Origin of the sequence: Bacillus sp. JKS001846 (assembly GCF_900176455.1) — a bacterium.
Taxonomy (GTDB): Bacteria; Bacillota; Bacilli; order Bacillales; family Bacillaceae_G; genus Bacillus_A; species Bacillus_A cereus.
This window is the reverse complement of sequence record NZ_FWYG01000001.1, coordinates 837,927-856,152: the sequence shown is the minus strand read 5'-3', so window position 1 is coordinate 856,152 and position 18,226 is coordinate 837,927. Positions and strand designations below refer to the sequence as shown.

Below are 18,226 nucleotides of genomic sequence, written 5' to 3'. Positions count from 1 at the left end.
CAAAAATAAAGCTCCTTCCATACGTGGAAGGAGCTTTCCTTTTATATAACATAAAAGCACACTGAGTCCAATAAACTATCGAACTCAGTGTGCTTTTCGTCTAAAAAATTATTGTTTTCTTCTTCTACCTAATACGAATAATACTCCGCCAACTAAGAATGAAATTCCCGCACCAACTGACATCATCCATGAATGTGCTCCCCCTGTTTTCGGTAATTCTTTTTCTACTTTTACTTGCGGTTCTTTAATTAACTTTTCCAGTCTTACTTCCGGTTTCTCCGGTTTCACTTCTGGTTTCTTCAGATCTTTCGGTTCCTCCGGTTTCACTTCTGGTTCCTTCGGCTCTTTCGGTTCCTCCGGTTTCACTTCTGGTTCTTTCGGCTCTTCCGGTTTCACTTCTGGTTCCTTCGGCTCTTTCGGATCCTCTGGTTTCACTTCTGGTTCTTTTGGTTCTTTCGGTTCCTCCGGTTTCACTTCTGGTTCCTTCGGCTCTTCCGGTTTCACTTCTGGTTCCTTCGGCTCTTCCGGTTTCACTTCTGGTTCCTTCGGCTCTTCCGGCTTCACTTCTGGTTCCTTCGGCTCTTCCGGCTTCACTTCTGGTTCCTTCGGCTCTTCCGGCTTCACTTCTGGTTCCTTCGGCTCTTCCGGCTTCACTTCTGGTTCCTTCGGCTCTTCCGGCTTCACTTCTGGTTCCTTCGGCTCTTCCGGCTTCACTTCTGGTTCCTTCGGCTCTTCTGGTATCTTAAGATCTTCTTTTGTTTTCGGTAAAATTGTAACTGTAGGCTCAAGTGGTGGATTTATTTTATCGTCCACTACCGCTCTATTTGTTATCCCTTTACTTGGTGCTGCTTTTACCTTCACTTTAAAAATAATACTACGTTCTTTCGTATCTGTAATTTCTAGATACTTTGCTATTACTTTTCCAAACTCCATTTTTAACTCTATTGGATTTGGTTCAGCCCCTTCAAATCTAATGCTATCTTGCACGTACTCTAAACCGGCTGGAATTTCATCTTCTACCTTTACCTCTGCTAGTTTGCCGTTTTCTACCGTATTTTTGAAACTAATTCGGTATTCTACTTCTTCTCCTAGCTTCGGTTCTTTATTATTTACTGTCTTCGTCGCTTTTAACTTACCATCTTTATATTCTGGCTTTATTGTCGCTGTCGGTTCCATAACTGGATGATCTGAATCATCTACATGAATGATCGCTTTATTTGTTATTTCCTCTCCAACTTTTACTGATTCTTTTACCTTTACTTTAAAGATGATACTTCTTTCTTTCGTATCCGTAATTTCTGGATACTTCACTGTTACTTTTCCATTCTCGACTTTAAGTTCTGTTGGCACAGGCTTATCACCTACGGCCTCCAGACTTTCTTTCACATACTCTAAACCAGACGGAATTTCATCTTCAATCTTTACATCAACTAACTTCCCGCCATCTACTGTGCCGTTAAAAGTAATTCGATATTCGATTTCTTCCCCTAGCTTTGGTTCATGGTTACTTACTTCTTTCCTTGCCTCTAGTTTCCCATCTTTATATTGAGGTGTAATTGGTATAAGTGACTCAACTGGTGGATTTGTCGGATTATTATCATCCACAACCGCCTTGTTTATAATTTCTTTTCCTACTTGTACCGTTTCTTGTACTTTCACTTTAAAGATGATACTTCTTTTTTTCGTATCCGTAATTTCTGGATACTTTGCTGTTACTTTTCCATTCTCAACTTTAAGTTCTACTGGATTTGGTTCCGGCCCATCAGACTTTATACTATCCTGTACGTATTCTAAACCAGCTGGAATTTCGTCCTCTACTTTTACCTCAGTTAGTTTGCCGTTTTCTACTGTATTTTCAAAACTAATTCGATATTCTACTTCTTCTCCTAACTTCGGTTCATGGTTACTCACTGTCTTTTCAGCTTGTAATACACCCTCTTTATGTTGAGGTTGTATCGCGACATTCGGTTTCTCTGGTGGATTTATAGTATCTTCCACAACCGCCGTATTCACAATCGCTTCGCCAATTTTAGCTTTTTCTTTCACTTTTGCTTTAAAGACGATACTTCTTTCTTTCGTATCCGTAATTTCTGGATATTCTGCGAGTACTATGCCGTTTTTCACTTTTACATGCAACGGTTTTGGATTATCCCCCTCAGCTCTTCCGCTACCTTCTACAAACTCTAAACTGTTTGGTAATTCATCCTTAATTTTCACCTTCGCTAATTTTCCGTGCTCAACTACGTTACGGAACGTAATTCGATACTCTACTTCTTCTCCTAATTTTGGAGCTGGGTTATTTACTGTTTTCTCAGCTTTTATTTTTCCATTCTTATACTCCGGTGTAATAATCGCTTCTGGTTTTTGCGGAGGATTCTTCGGATTATCATCATCCACAATTGCCGTATTCACGATTTTCTTCCCGACTTTTACTGCTTCTGTTACTTTTACCTTAAAGATAATGCTACGCTCAGCTGTATCAGTAATATTTTCATACTTCGCTGTAATTTTTCCAGCTTCTTCTTTTAACTCTACCGGATTTGGTTCATTACCTTCTGCTTTTAAACTATCCTTCACATACTCTAATCCATTTGGTAGTTGATCCTCAATTTTCACTTCTGCTAGTTTTCCGTTTTCTACCGTATTTTTAAAACTAATTCGGTACTCTACTTCTTCTCCTAGCTTTGGATCTTTTTTACTTACCTTTTTATTAGCTTTAAATTTACCATCTTTATGCTGCGGTGTAATATCTACTTCTGGTCGCTCTGGTGGATTTTTTGTATCATCAACAATTGCTTTATTTACAATTGCCTTGTCCACTTCAACGGAATCTTTCACCTTCACTTTAAAGATAATGCTTCTTTCTTTCATGTCAGTGATATTTTCATACTTCGCACTAACCTTACCAGCTTCTTCTTTCAACTCTACTGGGGCCGGCTTATCACCTTCTGCTTTTAGACTATCTTTCACATACTCTAAACCAAACGGAATTTCATCCTCAATTTTAACCTCTGCCAGTTTTCCATCTTTCACCGTATTATTAAATGAAATTCGATATTCGATTTCTTCACCTAGCTTCGGTTTATGATTATTCACCTTTTTATGAGCAGCAATTTTACCATCTTTATATTGTGGTGTAATTTTTGCTGTCGGATCAATTACTGGATGGTTCGGATCATCAACATGGATAATCGCTTTATTTGTAATGTCCTTCCCTATTGTAACCGAATCTTTTACCTTCACTTTAAAGACAATACTTCTTTCTTGCGTATCCATAATCTCTGAATACTTTGCCATTACCTTACCATTTTCTACTTTCAACTCCACTGGTTTTGGCTCTTCACCTTCAGCTTTTTCGCTTCCTTCTACAAACTCTAATCCAGCTGGAATTTTATCTTCTATTTTTACCTCTGCTAGTTTTCCATCTTTCACCGTATTATTAAAAATAATTCGATATTCGATTTCCTCACCTAACTTCGGTTCATGGTTACTTACTTCTTTTCTTGCCTCAATTTTCCCATCTTTATATTGTGGTGTAATCGGTACATAAGGCTCTTCTGGCAGATTCTTTATATCATCTACAATTGCCTCATTTACGATTTCTTCTCCCACTTTTACGCTTTCTTTTACCTTCGCTTTAAAGACAATGCTTCTTTCCTCTGTATCTGTAATTTCTGGATACTTTGCCATTACCTTATTATTTTTCACATGTAGCTCTACTGGTTTCGGTTTAGAACCTTCTGCCGTGATACTGCCCTCCACATACTCTAAACCATTTGGTAATGCATCCTTTATATTTACCTCTGCTAGTTTTCCGTTTTCTACCGTGTTTTTAAAACTAATTCGGTATTCTACTTCTTCTCCTAGTTTCGGTTTATGATTATTCGCCACTTTCTGCGCAGCAATTTTACCATCTTTATATTGCGGAGTAATTTCCACATGAGGCTCTTCGGGCTCATTTTTTGTATCTACTACGATTGCTTTATTAACAATCTCCTTGCCTACTTCTGCCTCTTCTTTTACTCTCACTTTAAAGATAATACTTCTTTCTTTTGTATCCGTAATTTCTAGATACTTTGCCATTACCTTGCCGTTTTCAAATTTCAATTCTACCGGACTTGGTTTAGAACCTTCTGCTTGTAAACTGTTCTCCACGTACTCTAATCCAGCTGGAATTTCATCTTCTACTGTAACCTCTACTAGTTTTCCGTTTTCTACCGTGTTTTTAAAACTAATTCGGTATTCTACTTCTTCTCCTAATTTCGGTTTTTTATTGTTTACAAATTTCTCTGCTTTAAGCTTACCGTCTTTATATTCTGGCGTAATTGTTACTTCTGAAGTTGTTGGATCTTTTGTATCATCAACAACTACTTTATTGACAAGGCCTTCACCAACTTTAAATTCTTCTTTTACTTTCGCTTTAAAGACGATACTTCTTTCTTCTGTATCCGTAATCTCTGGATATTTGGCGATTACTTTTCCATCTTTCACTTTCAGTTCTACTGGATCCGGCTTAGTACCTTCCGCTCGTAAACTATCTTTCACATACTCTAATCCATTTGGTAAATTGTCTTCTATTTTTACCTCTGCTAGCTTTCCGTTTTCTACCGTGTTTTTAAAACTAATTCGGTATTCTACTTCTTCTCCTAACTTCGGCGTTTCATTATTTACCGTCTTCTTCGCTTCCACTTTTCCGTCTTTATGCTGCGGAGTAATTTCTGCCGTCGGTGTTTCTGGTTCATTTTTCGTATCATCAACAATTGCTTTGTTAACGATTTTTTTACCGACTTTCACTTCTTCCTTTACTTTCACTTTAAAAGTGATACTTCTTTCTTCTGTGTCCGTAATCTCTGGATACTTCGCCATTACCTTACCATTTTCCATTTTCAATTCTACTGGATCCGGCTTAGTATCTTCTGCTTTCACACTGTTTTCTACATACTCTAAACCTTCTGGTAAAGTATCTTCTATTTTTACCTCTGCTAGTTTTCCGTCTTCTACCGTGTTTTTAAAACTAATTCGGTATTCTACTTCTTCTCCTAACTTCGGCGTTTCATTATTTACCGTCTTCTTCGCTTTCACTTTTCCGTCTTTATGTTGCGGAATAATTTCTGCTGTCGGTGTTTCTGGCGGATGTTTCGTATCGCTCACAATCGCTTCATTAACAATTGAATCGCTCACTTTACCTTTTACTTTCACTTTAAAGGTAATACTTCTCTCTTTTGTATCTGTAATCTCAGGATACTTTGCCATTACCTTACCGTTTTCAAATTTTAATTCCACTGGATCTGGCTTAGAACCTTCTACTTTTAAACTATCTTTCACATACTCTAATCCATTTGGTAAATCATCTTCTATTTTCACCTCTGTTAGCTTTCCATGTTCTACCGTATTTTTAAAGCTAATTCGGTATTCCACTTCTTCTCTTAACTTCGGCGTTTCATTATTTACTATCTTTTTTGCTTCAAGTTTTCCATCTTTATACTGAGGAGTAATTTCCGCTGTCGGATTAACTGGCTTATTTTGCGAATCATCAATAGTTGCTTTATTAATGATTTTTTTACCGACTTTTACTTCTTCTTTTACTTTCACTTTAAAAACGATACTTCTTTCTTCTGTATCCGTAATTTCTGGATATTTTGCCATTACTTTACCGTTTTCAAATTTCAGCTCTACTGAATCTATTCCGGCACCTTTTGCTTTCAAACTATTTTCTACATACTCTAAACCTTCTGGTAAAGTATCCTCTACTGTCACGTCTGTTAGCTTTCCGTTCTTTACCGTATTTTTCATACTAATTCGGTATTCTACTTCTTCTCCTAACTTCGGTGTTTCATTATTTACGATTTTCTTCGCTTTAATTTTTCCATCTTTGTGTAATGGTGTAATTTTCGCTTCTGGTTCTTTCGGATCTTTCATATCATCAACAATTGCCTTATTGATGATTTCCTTCCCCACTTCCGCTTCTTCCTTCACCTTTACCTTAAAGACAATACTTCTTTCTTTCATATCCGTAATATTGTCGTATTCAGCAATAACTTTTCCATCTTTTACACTTAACTTTAATGGAGCTGGTTTATCACCTTCAGCCTTTTCACTGCCTTTTACATACTCTAAACCGTTAGGAATTGTATCCTCTATTATTACCTTTTCTAGTTTTCCGTTTTCTACCGTGTTCTTAAAGCTAATTCGGTATTCTACTTCTTCTCCTAGTTTTGGTGATGGATTATCTACTGTCTTCTTCGAATCAATTATTCCATCCTTATGTTGCGGAGTAATTCTTTCCTCCGGTTCAATCGGTGGATTTTTCGTATCATCAACAATTGCTTTATTGACAATCTCTTTATCTACTTTTACTTCTTCCTTCACCTTTACTTTAAAGACGATACTTCTTTCTTTCATATCCATAATATCGATATACTTAGCTTTGACTATCCCATTTTCAACAGCTAATTCTACTGGTTCAGGTGCTTCTCCTTCGGCCTTGATGCTATTTTCTACATATTCAAGACCTTTTGGAATTGTATCTTCCACTCGCACCTTTTCTAGTTTTCCGTTCTCAACCGTATTATGAAAACTAATGCGGTACTCGATTTCTTCGCCTAACTTTGGTTTCTTATTATTAACTACCTTTGTAGCAGCAATTTCACCTTTTTTACTTTGCGGTGTAATAACAACCTTTGATTCAACAGGCTCATTTTTCGGATCTTTTGCAATTGCTTTATTTACGATTGCCTCCCCTACTTTTGCCGAATCTTTTACTTTCACTTTAAAAACAATACTTCTTTTTCTGTATCCGTAATTTCTGGATACTTGGCCATTACTTTGCCATCTTCCACTTTTAGTTCTACTGGCTCTGGTTTTATACCTTCAGCTTTCAAACTATCTTTCACGTATTCAACACCTTTAGGTAGTGTATCTTCTACTAGCACCTTTTCTAGTTTTCCGTTTTCTACCGTATTATAAAATGTAATTCGGTATTCCACTTCTTCTCCTAGTTTTGGTGTTTGATTCGTTACGCTTTTTTCTACATCCACTTTACCGTATTTATAATCCGGCGTAATCTTTTCCTCTGGATGCTCAGTTTGTCCATTTGGCTCACTCACAACCGCTTTATTAACAATCGTTTCTCCCGCTTTTGCCTCTTCTTTTACTTTCACTTTAAAGGCAATGCTTCGCTCTTTTGTATCCGTAATCTCTGGATATTTTGCGATTATCTTACCATTTTCTACTTTTAACTCTACTGGATTTGGTGCAGCACCTTCAGCTCTCACACTGCCTTGAACAAATTCTAAGTTAGCTGGAATTTCATCTTCTATTGTAACTGCATCTAGTTTTCCGTTTTCCACCGTATTTTTGAAGCTAATTTGATATTCAACTTCTTCTCCTAGCCTCGGCTTCTTATTTGTTGCTTTTTTCTTTGCAGCAATTTTACCGGCCTTATGCTGTGGTGTAATCTTCTCTTCTAGATTCTTTGGTGGATTTGTTTTATCTCTAACGGTTGCTTTATTAACAATTTCTTCACCAATTTTTGCAGTTTCTTTTACTTTTGTTTTAAAGACGATACTTCTTTCTTCCATATCCATAATTTCTGGATACTTTGCAATTACTTTTCCATTTTCAAACTTCAGCTCTACTGGCTCTGGTTTTGCACCTTCGGCTTTCAAACTATCTTTCACGTATTCAAGACTACTTGGTAATTCATCTTCAATGGTCAATACATCTAGACGTCCATCTTTTGTCTTATTTTTAAATGTAATACGATACTCTACCTCTTCACCTAACTTCGGTGTTTTATTAGAAGCTATTTTTCTCGCCTCTATTTCCCCTGGAACTTCTTTTGGGGTAGTAACCGTAACATTTGCATCGTCCTCAGTTTCATACTTTATCTCGGCACTATCTTGTCCCTTTACAACAACGACATTTTTTACTGTTGTATCTGATTGTACAGAATCTTTCACTTTTACTTTGAATGTAATAACGGTACTTTCACCCGGCTTTAAAACACCGCCGTCTTTAGCATTAGCACCTTCACCAACACGGAAATCAATTTGATTATTTACAAACTCCGCTTCATCATCGCTTGCATCATCTGTTTTATTTCCTTTATTACTTCCAGAAACATATTGAATAGACCCTGGAACATACTCTAAACGGTCATCTAATTTATCAAAACCTTTTACATTCGATACCGGCGCTTGATTATTTTTCGTATCATTTTTCACTTCAATTTGATACGTAAACTCTTCACCAGCTTTAATTTCCTTAACTTCTTTACCGGTACTATCTAATGCCTTTTTATCAACTTGTAAGTTTGGAGCATTATGTTCTGTAACGAATGTGGCGTTATTTAATACGTAAATATCACCGCCACCACCATATGCTCTAAAACGTATTTTTCCTTCTTTCAAATCATTCTTTACTTGAGTGGGTCCTTCAAGGTGATACGTATGAATATCTGTACTGAAAGAATTTGTCCAATCTGGATTATATCCTGGGTATTTTTTCGTAACAAATTCGTTAGTGCCATCTACTTGTACTTCTGTCATAGATGAGTCATTAACATCATTATCTTTACCTTTAATATTTTTAAACTTTTGATACCCTAACCCAAAATCATACTCTCCATAATCATAGGCATATCCATCATTATCAGCTGGATCACCTTGCGATGAAAAATAACTAAATTTCGCCTTAAAAGCGCCTTCTTTTGGTGTGTTTATTTTATTAACACTAATATCTGTCCAGGCTGTACTTTTTTGAGAGACTAGCCCTTCCCAAATCTTCATGTCTTTTACTGTTTCTTTATAGTTTTCATAAACTAATATAAGATTCCAGTTACCCCAGTAATAGCCGCCACCTGTTACATCTTTAATTTGTGGCACATTTGCAACTGTCAACGTTTGAGAAATACCTTGCTGTGCAATTATATTTGTTACATCTGCATACGCTACATATCCTGCGCCACTACCTGAGTAATTAGAAATATAAGGTAGATAATCAGCTTTTCTTATGCTATCAGCAGTTACCTCTGCATATTCTTTATTTCCCATTCTCATTTTGACTGGTTGCCTTACTTGATCCTCGGTAACCTTTCTATCAGCGATATTTCCTGGTAACCCCATTGCTGCTGTCCAGAATAAGTAAGCCTTTTTCACTTTACTTCCAGCAGGAATGTTAGGAAATGCACCTGTTGACGAATTAAAAGTACTATCATCGTTATCAACATCAACCGTCATTTTATTCGTTTTATAACCCATACTTTGTCTGCCATAATGATCAGATGTCAAACCAAGCGTCACATTACCAGTCTGTACTAAATTACCAGGAGCAATTGTAGAATACAACGGGTCTCCAAATCCTTGTTTATCTCCTGTTTGGATTTGAACCTTCGAAGCATTTTCTGATGCAGCTTGTACTTCTGCATCACTCTGCTTTACTGCTAAAGGTGATTGCTTTTTCTCTTTTTCTAGTTGCTTCTCAGCCTCAGGTTGTTTTATCTTCTCTATTTCTGTTTTTTGTGCAGATGTATTTTTATCTTCTACAGATACTTTTAATTTTCCATCCACTTCTTTAGTTTTTGAATCAGTTGTTGATCCGATAGCTTTCTTACTACTGTCAGCCTCATCATCGGTATTAGCTTCTAACTTCTCTTCAGAAGGAAGCCCTTCAACATCTACAGACATGTTTCCTATTTGTAGTTGATCCTTTTGCACACTAATTTTTTGCTTATACTCTTTATTAAAATGTTGCGCACGACGAGCTTTTATTAATACAGTCATTTTTTCATGTGATTTTAAATCTTGAATTTTAAGATTAGAAGAAAGAACCTTTCCTCCATTATCTTTTTCCTCTACATAGAAATCCGCTACCTTATTTTCAAGTAACTTCTCTCCGTTTACTTTCACAGATTGCGAAAGAAACTCAATTCCATTGTCATTATTTTGTTTAATTACTAATTCTCGGATTGGTGTATCTCCCGTATTTTCAATCTTATATTGAAATACGTGCTCCCTCTCCGCTACTTCTCCCTTATACATTTCAGCATTCACTTGATCTGCCTTAATTTTCACATCATTTCCTTGTAACTCATCCCAGCTTTTTTTATTTATCTCTGTAGCAAAAGCACTGGGCGAAGGCAATATGATGGATAGAAGAAGTGTGATCATTGTTACGACATTAAAACACTTCAATACTTGCTTCATATTTTCTACCTTTCTCCTTTCTATATACTTGCTATCCGCCTACTTCATTTCAGTAACCCTTTCATTTAGTAGCCGAATACATAGCAATATATATCCACTCGCAACAATCCGACCTACGAAAATGTATCGTTGAAATCCCAATGTCAACAATATAAATCTCATAGAATATTACTATTTTAATTTATCAAAAATAGCATATATACCGGACACTTATACAAACCTTTACCATACTTTTAATATAGTAAAAACATCGTGCTGTATAGGTTTATATAACAGTTAAAGGATACTTAAAAATTTTAACATACTCCTCATCCTATTTATACATACAATAGAAAATTTACCATTTTTTAGTTATTTTCAGTTTGTTTTTTATGATTAAAATTTTCTAAAAATAACAACCGTTACATGTAAAAATATGTTATATTAAACAAGAACAAACGTTCTTTTTTTAAAAAAAGGAGGAATTTTTTATGCTACACGAACCTATTATCGTAAAAAAAGAAGCTTTCCACGCAATCGGCGTTTCGGTTACGACGACTAATGAAAAAGAGGCATCTACTGAAGGAAACATTCCACAACTTTGGAACCGATACTTTCAAGAACAAATGATGCATCACATCCCAAATCAACAAACGAAAGAAACATTCGCTTTCTACTCAAACTACGAATCAGATGAAACCGGTACATATCAATTTACAATCGGTATGCCTGTTTCTTCATTAGAAGACGTTCCTGAAAATATGACAACTTTAACAATACCTGCCGCTACATATGCGGTATTTACAACAAGAAAGGGACCAGTTGCTGAAGTCGTTTGTGAAGCTTGGGAATATATTTGGAAATGGTCGAAAGAAAATAAACGTGCCTTCACAACAGACTTTGAGCTTTACGATGAAAGAGCGTTAGATCCAAACAACGTTCAATTGGATATTTATATTGCGTTAGCCTAAAAAAAGATGCCCATTCGGCATCTTTTTTTGTCGTTAAATAGCTACTGGGCAAATTCATTATTATTGTCTACAATGAGAAAGTGCAGTATAGAAATATTAGAAACTGTATAAAACGATTGTTAATAGGTTTTTTAGTTTAAATTCGTCACATAGAAAGGAAGCAATATGGAGGAACTACAACAAAATAAAACTGCTTTAGAAGGAAGCGGAAAACCGTTATTAAAAAATACGAATTTCCTTTTTCTTTGGGCAGCTACTCTTTTTTCAAGCTTTGCTTTAGCCTTTTTTACTTTTTCACAAACGTGGTACATAGCAAAAACATTAAACCTTGAAGCTTCACTCGGTGTTGTTTTCGTAGCCCTTAGTGTTCCAAGGCTTATTTTTATGATTGTCGGCGGCGCTGTAGCTGATAAATTCCCGAAAAAAAACATTATGTTTTACTCCAATATCATTCGAGCGATTCTTGTCGCAACCATTCTCACATGGTTCATTGTCGGTGATGTAACACTATATACATTTGCTTTATTCGCTTTATTCTTTGGACTTGCTGATGCTTTCTTCTGGTCAGCGGATGGATCTATCTTACCGGAATTGGTAGAAAAAAGCCGGTTAACACAAGCAAATTCACTTACACAAATGACGAACCAAGCATCGGTCATCTTAGGCCCTGTACTTGGTGGTATTCTCATTAAATTTACGAACTATGAGACAATCTTTTCCATTACAATTTTATTACTGATTGTCGCTGCCATACTCGTTCAAAAAATACAATTTACGATGCCAGAACAAAAAGATACAGATAAAGGTATGTTCACTTCCATTAAAGAAGGAATCTTATATGTAAAGGAATCGCCATTCCTTTCAACTTTCCTTATTTGTAGCGCTTTTTTAAACTTATTTTTAATCGGCCCGATGCAAGTTGGTTTCCCTCTTTTTGTTAAAAACGTTCTGCATGGTGATTCGCTCCAGTTTAGTTACTTAGAAGCATCTGTAGGCGGCGGAATGGCAATCGGTGCTATCATTGTAGGTTTAAAAAATATTAATCGTAGACGCGGTCTATTTTGTATTATCATGATGCTATTGTCTGGTGTATTCTTCTTAGCCATCAACTTTAGCACCGTACTTTGGCAAGCACTATTAGCCGGCATGTTTTATGGTATTACAATCGCAATGGCGATTGTACCGCTTATGGCAATGATTCAATCGACAGTAAAAGAAGAAATGATGGGACGCGTAATGAGTTTACTTATGCTATCATCAATGGGCTTTATCCCGCTCTCTTATGCATTCACATCACTTGCACTTGCAATGGGAATTCCAATCGTAACCGTTATGAAAAGTGGTGCAATAGCTGTTATCGTCTTCGTACTATTTGTAGCGATTCGTGTTCCAGTTGTAAGGAAGTTCGATTAGCCACTTAGAGTCATGTATTATACGCATGGCTCTTTTTTGAATGGATCAAATAGTGATATTCCCTTACTTCTCCTTAATGCTGCTCCCCATTCTAATCCAACCTCTAAAAATAAATCTCGCACTGTACTGTATAAAAGTGCCCCAATGTCTTTACGAATTTCCCTATATTTATATGCTCTTACAACACTTTTCACGCGCCAAATTAAATTTCCATACACTTCTTCGTCAGCTAATATTTGCTCTAGTAAAACACCTTGTTCTAGTAACCCACTCTTTTTATACGCAAGCTCGACCTTACTCCAAAATATATTAATTTTCTTCGGATTACTCGTCATCGGCACCAGTGCGTATATAAAAGGCTTCGGTATATCATGACGGCAATACGTCTCATCAAGCTCATACGTTCCTTTTCTTTTCTCTTTTATTTGTGAAATGTTTTTAGAAAGAATTGTTTCCCCAGCAATTTTTTGCTCATTTTTACTACAGCCAGTTGCATTATCCTCAGTTTTACAAGCGGACATTTTCATACGGTCATCCATGCGGTCAATCTCAGATGTAAGAAATACATATAAGTTCGCACTATACCCGCCGCGTTTATGCCTTTCTTTTGTTGCAACACGCTTTATAATTCCTAGTTTCTCTAACTTTGCAATTGAACGGCGTACTGTACGAATACTCTTTCCAACATTCGTCGCAATCGTCCCCATTAATGGACAAGCGACTCCTACTGTTTTTTGTTTCTCATTCACCGCATATTTTCCTAAAAAATGAATAATGATAGAATCAGTTTTATTCAATTGAAATCGGTAGCACTTCAAAACTTGTTTTTGATATGTATTAAACTCTTCTTTACTTCGAAATTCACTATATGGTTTCATTAAATTATATAAGCTTCCCATTTATATCACCTCATTTATAAGTAAGAGGCAGGAAGCGAAATCGGCGTGATAGTTAATATTTTTTAATGGAGATGAAAATATGATCGTAATTAGCGCTTGTTTAGGTGGGATTGCTTGCCGTTATGACGGGAATGACAATCTCGTTTCAAAAATAGAGGAGCTTCTGCAAAAAGAAGATACAGTCCTCATTTGCCCTGAAGTATTAGGAGGACTACCAACACCTCGTCCTTCCGCTGAAATTATTGGCGGGAATGGCGACGACGTTTTAGACGGAAAAGCGAAAGTGATAACAAAAAATGGTGAAGATGTCACAGCAGCTTTCGTAAATGGTGCTTATAAAGCATTAGAACAAATTAAAGATTTACACCCAGAATATATTATTTTAAAAGAACGCAGCCCATCTTGTGGTAGTTCTACGATTTACACTGGAGAATTTAACGGTAATAAGCAAACTGGTTTCGGAGTGACAACTGCTTTATTTAAAAGACACGGATTTAAAGTCATTTCAGAAGAAGAATTTGAAAACAAAAAAAGGAATTGACCCTGTTCGTCAATTCCTTTTTATCTGTCTTATTTCACACTTAGTTTTTCTTTCACTTTCGCTGGAAGCTCGTCTTTTTTCACTTCTTCCCAAGCTGTTACACCTTTTTTATCTGAGTGGTATACGCGTAGGAATGCTTCTTTACGAAGATTTTTTTGAGCTATGAATTCTAATTCTTTCTCTTTACCGTCTTTATCAAAGCCAGTCAGCTTATATTCATAATCTTTAAATTTCTGCCCATTACTAGCTTTACTATCAAATTCTTTTCCATCTACTGTAATTTGAACATAATACTCATCTTTACCCATACGGTTTAAATCACAACCAACTAACAAACTTGCAAATACAACTAAAATACTAAATAGTGCAATGTATCTTTTCATTTCCTTCACCTCATATGTTTTTTCTTATATTCTTATCTTAAAGCCCGGAGCTTAAAGAAGAAATTCAAAAACATGACATGAACATTACACTTTTGTAAGATAATAATTATTTCTTCACTTTAGAAATTGTCATTCCATTAAGCTTCTGTATAACGTTTTTGTTTCTCACGCTCATCAGCTACACTACCGCCAATAACGTCTTTCACGCCAATTTCGCCACTTATCACGTAATTTCCTTATACCGTTTATTACGCCTTCTATTATGCCCTCAATTATAATCTCCATTACAAGATATCTCACTAAACTAATAATAGGTTTAATTACGTATCTCCCTATAAATTCAAGAATATCCTCCATCATATTTTCCTCCTTCTTTTAAAAGGAAGCTGCTACTCCTCCGCGTCCAGTTACAATTTCTGCCCTACTGCGGTATATATCAACAAAGATAATACGACAACAACATCCACGATAACGCTATTGAATTTGGAAGAAACTTCGGTAAATACTAATACTGTAGTTAACATGGCTAAGAGAATTATTTTTTCACCTATATTCGGAGATGCTCCCAAAAACTTTATAAAATCAAAGACAACTTTACTACAATTCTTCCCGTAACTAATTTATTATCGTGGTAAACTGTCTTCCACTATATCCGTAACAGTTCCATTCGGTTCAAAGATTACACGTAATGATCCTTCTCCACCATAACCAGTATAGTCATATACTGAATAAGATTTATATTTCTCAATCACATGTGGCTGTCCAATTGCAGCTTTTACCTGATTCGCGGGCATACCTTTTTTGATTTTCAAATAATGATTGTAACTTACTGCTGCCGAATTGTTATTTACATCTTTATACCACGGTACACGATCGTTTTTTTCTTCATATTCCTTTACAGGCTCTTCACTACGTTTCGTAAATACCTGATTCTCTTTATCTGTATCTTTATCTTTATCTTTATCTTTATCTTTATCCTTTATAGCAGTACGTTCAATATTTACAACGTAACCATATGTATTTAATTCAACCATAATTTCATATGTACCATCCGTATCTTTTTCAGTATAAAATACGCGTTTTTCATGGTTATTATAATGTTTTATGTTCTCACCACCATAGTCAATCGTATTAAGAATATCCGTATACGTCATACCTTCCTCAATCTTTTGAGATTCATCATGAGAAATATAACGCTTTTGTGATGATGGTGCATCCTCATTTTTAATACTTTCACGTTTGCTCGTAGTCATAGGTGTTTTCTTCTGATCTTTTAGTACTTCACCTTCCGCCTTCGCTGGTTGCTTTGCTCCTGCTTTTGTTAATACGTCTGTATCGCTAGAACAAGCTCCCAAAATCGATACTGTAGTCAACGCCATCCCTACTATAAGTACTCTCTTAAATGACTTCACTCTAATCTCCCCCGGTGGTTTTTAATATCTAGTAATCAATGTATTTTAATTAATACGGAAGTATTCAGTTCTATACAATTGGCTATAACCTTCTCCCTCATGCCCCTTTTTTGTATAAAGTGAAACTTTAATCAGCCCTCGCCAATCATCCTCGTTACAAATATTAACATTAAATATAACTAATAAATAGTATATTTTTGCTAATCATTTACATTTTTTCTACATAATCTTATCTTAAAATGAACAATATGAATCTCGAATTCACAGCGTTAATCATATATACCATATATAATAACATTTAAATTAAAATCTAAAGTAAATTTACATGCATTTTCTGTTTTAACGCAAAAAGAAAAGGCCTTTCTAACGATTTTATTCCATCGCTAAAAAGGCCTTTTCTATTTTGGCTAAAAACTTAGCACTCTTCTGGCTTACCAGCATTCGATGCTGTACGGAAAGATGATCCACATCCGCATGATGCGATCGCGTTTGGATTGTCGATTGTGAATCCGCCGCCAAGCATAGATTGTTTATAGTCAATTTTTACTCCTTTAACAATTGGAGCACTTTCTGTATCGATAACAAATTCAACACCGAAAAACTCAAGAACTGTGTCGTCTTCTTTTGGTTCTACTTCAAATCCTAAGCCGTAAGAAAGACCGCTACATCCGCCGCCGTGTACAGCAAGGCGCACATACTTCTCTCCATCTTCAGCATCTTTTAACATATCTTTAATTTGAAAAGCTGCTTGTTCTGTTACTTCAATCATGAAATACACCTTCCTTTCTGTTCTTAGTCCATTATACATCTTTACGCTTCTATCTTGTACTCATACACTCCGCGGCAAATTACTTCCGCAGGTCCTTTCATCAACACGTTTCCTTCTTCAGTCCACGCAATCATTAAATCGCCGCCAGCTAAATGGACTGTAATTTCCTTACCACGTTCCATCTTTCCATTTAAAATAGCAGCTACAACTGCAGCGCACGCTCCTGTTCCGCAAGCTTGCGTTACACCAGATCCACGTTCCCAAACGCGGAAGTTCATCTCGTCATTATTCAAAATTTCGATAAACTCAACATTTACTCGCTCTGGGAACATTTCATGTGTCTCGAGAACTGGTCCAAGTGTTGTAAGAGGTGCTTTTTCTACATCATCAACAAAAATAACCGCATGCGGATTTCCCATTGAAACAGCTGTAAATGCATAACGATGATTATTGTATAAGAAGTTTTCACGAATAAATGGTGTTTCACCTTCACCAAGCATTGGTATTTCTGCACGTGTTAGACGAGGTGCTCCCATATCGATTTTTGCTAATTTCACGACACCATCTTCTACTGTTACTTCAGCCGTTACAATACCAGCTAACGTTTCAATTGTGAAAACTGTTTCTTCTACTAGTTTATGCTCATACGCATATTTCGCTACGCAGCGTAAACCGTTACCACAGCTCTTTCCTTCAGAACCATCATTATTAAACATACGCATCTTCACCGGAGCTACGTCTGAAGGGCAAATTAAAATCATCCCGTCTGCTCCAATACCAGTATTAATATTTGAAACCTTTTCGGCCACAAGGGCTAAATCTTCTTCAGGAATTTGCTCTTCAAACATATTTACATATATATAACTATTGCCAAGACCATGCATTTTTGTAAAAGAAAATTGGCTCATTTATATTCACTCCAAAAATAATTTGTTATGTTAAGTATAAAATGCATGCTTTTAGAACACAATATGAATGTCCCCCGTTTCTCATATTTGACAACGTTTGGCGATGAGCCACTCTTACACAATTTGTGTAAGAAAAAAGCCCTTCTAAAAAGGGCCTTTTTTTATTTATCCTACTATTTTCGATTGGGGAAGACTAATACTCAGTATTAGTCTTCCCCACGAAATAAAGTTTTATCTAATGAAAAAGGTGCTGCTAATTCGCAACACCTTAAAACATTGGATTTTCATCCAAATACTCATATACATTATTAACAAGCTCTTCTACTGTTGCACCTTGTACAACTTCACCATTTACAAGTGCAAATGGTCCTTCAAAACAAATGCCACAATATCCTAAACAACCATACTCCATTACATCTAAATTCGGATCTTTTTCTAATTTTTCTAGAGCTGCTTGTGAACCACTTGCAAGGTTACCTACACAAAATTCAATTAATGGTTTAATCAAAATTCTCCCCCTGTACTACAAAACAAATTACCTTTTCACTTTATCTATAAGAAGAAAACTAAGCTGTTTCTTGTTGTTTTCGTTACACAGTCTAAACTATTTAGTTACTTCATTACTTCACTTCAAAGTAGATGATTTCTTCTATATAACATGCTACTTACAATGAAAGAGTAACTTAAAAAGAAAAACAGTTTACTTTTCTTCTTATTGTACAACAGAGTATTCATTCATGCATTGT

Annotated in this window: 9 protein-coding genes and 2 pseudogenes; 3 read left to right on the top strand and 8 right to left on the bottom strand. The window is 35.9% G+C overall.

The window, feature by feature from the left end:
- Positions 1-108: 108 nt before the first annotated feature.
- A pseudogene (locus B9A45_RS04555) lies at positions 109-10,205 on the bottom strand (isopeptide-forming domain-containing fimbrial protein).
- Between the two features lie 470 nt (positions 10,206-10,675).
- On the opposite strand from B9A45_RS04555, the gene B9A45_RS04550 reads away from it, so the two are divergent.
- Together B9A45_RS04550 and B9A45_RS04545 are read left to right on the top strand one after the other, a co-directional pair.
- Positions 10,676-11,155 carry a GyrI-like domain-containing protein gene (locus tag B9A45_RS04550; RefSeq protein ID WP_000902159.1) on the top strand — a complete coding sequence of 160 codons (480 nt, stop codon included), beginning with the start codon at positions 10,676-10,678 and terminating at the stop codon, positions 11,153-11,155.
- Positions 11,156-11,320: 165 nt separating this feature from the next.
- On the top strand, positions 11,321-12,568 hold the full coding sequence (locus B9A45_RS04545; protein WP_000391942.1) for an MFS transporter: 1,248 nt from the start codon (positions 11,321-11,323) through the stop codon (positions 12,566-12,568).
- A 17-nt stretch (positions 12,569-12,585) separates the two neighbouring features.
- On the opposite strand, the gene B9A45_RS04540 is transcribed toward B9A45_RS04545, so the two are convergent.
- Positions 12,586-13,467: a helix-turn-helix domain-containing protein gene (locus tag B9A45_RS04540; RefSeq protein ID WP_084063895.1), complete on the bottom strand. Its 882-nt coding sequence runs from the start codon at positions 13,465-13,467 to the stop codon at positions 12,586-12,588.
- 79 nt (positions 13,468-13,546) lie between these two features.
- Between B9A45_RS04540 and B9A45_RS04535 the strand changes: the two genes are divergently transcribed.
- Complete coding sequence (locus B9A45_RS04535; RefSeq protein ID WP_000635484.1) at positions 13,547-14,008, top strand: 2-thiouracil desulfurase family protein; 462 nt, start codon at positions 13,547-13,549, stop codon at positions 14,006-14,008.
- A gap of 29 nt (positions 14,009-14,037) precedes the next feature.
- Here B9A45_RS04535 and B9A45_RS04530 read toward each other — a convergent pair whose 3' ends face one another.
- The 6 genes and pseudogenes from B9A45_RS04530 to B9A45_RS04510 form a co-directional block, all read right to left on the bottom strand.
- The gene (locus tag B9A45_RS04530) at positions 14,038-14,391 is read right to left on the bottom strand and encodes a YxeA family protein (RefSeq protein WP_000833145.1); all 354 of its coding nucleotides are present in this window, start codon (positions 14,389-14,391) and stop codon (positions 14,038-14,040) included.
- 143 nt (positions 14,392-14,534) lie between these two features.
- Positions 14,535-14,603 (bottom strand): annotated as a pseudogene (locus tag B9A45_RS32555) (methyltransferase); the annotation flags it as partial.
- Between the two features lie 411 nt (positions 14,604-15,014).
- Entirely contained in the window at positions 15,015-15,803 is a 789-nt protein-coding gene (locus B9A45_RS04525; protein ID WP_084063894.1) for a hypothetical protein, read from the bottom strand.
- Positions 15,804-16,218: 415 nt separating this feature from the next.
- Complete coding sequence (locus tag B9A45_RS04520; protein ID WP_000573825.1) at positions 16,219-16,572, bottom strand: HesB/IscA family protein; 354 nt, start codon at positions 16,570-16,572, stop codon at positions 16,219-16,221.
- A 41-nt stretch (positions 16,573-16,613) separates the two neighbouring features.
- Entirely contained in the window at positions 16,614-17,480 is an 867-nt protein-coding gene (gene dapF / locus B9A45_RS04515; protein ID WP_084063893.1) for a diaminopimelate epimerase, read from the bottom strand.
- A gap of 268 nt (positions 17,481-17,748) precedes the next feature.
- Entirely contained in the window at positions 17,749-17,988 is a 240-nt protein-coding gene (locus B9A45_RS04510; RefSeq protein WP_000595026.1) for a YuzB family protein, read from the bottom strand.
- Positions 17,989-18,226: the final 238 nt, after the last annotated feature.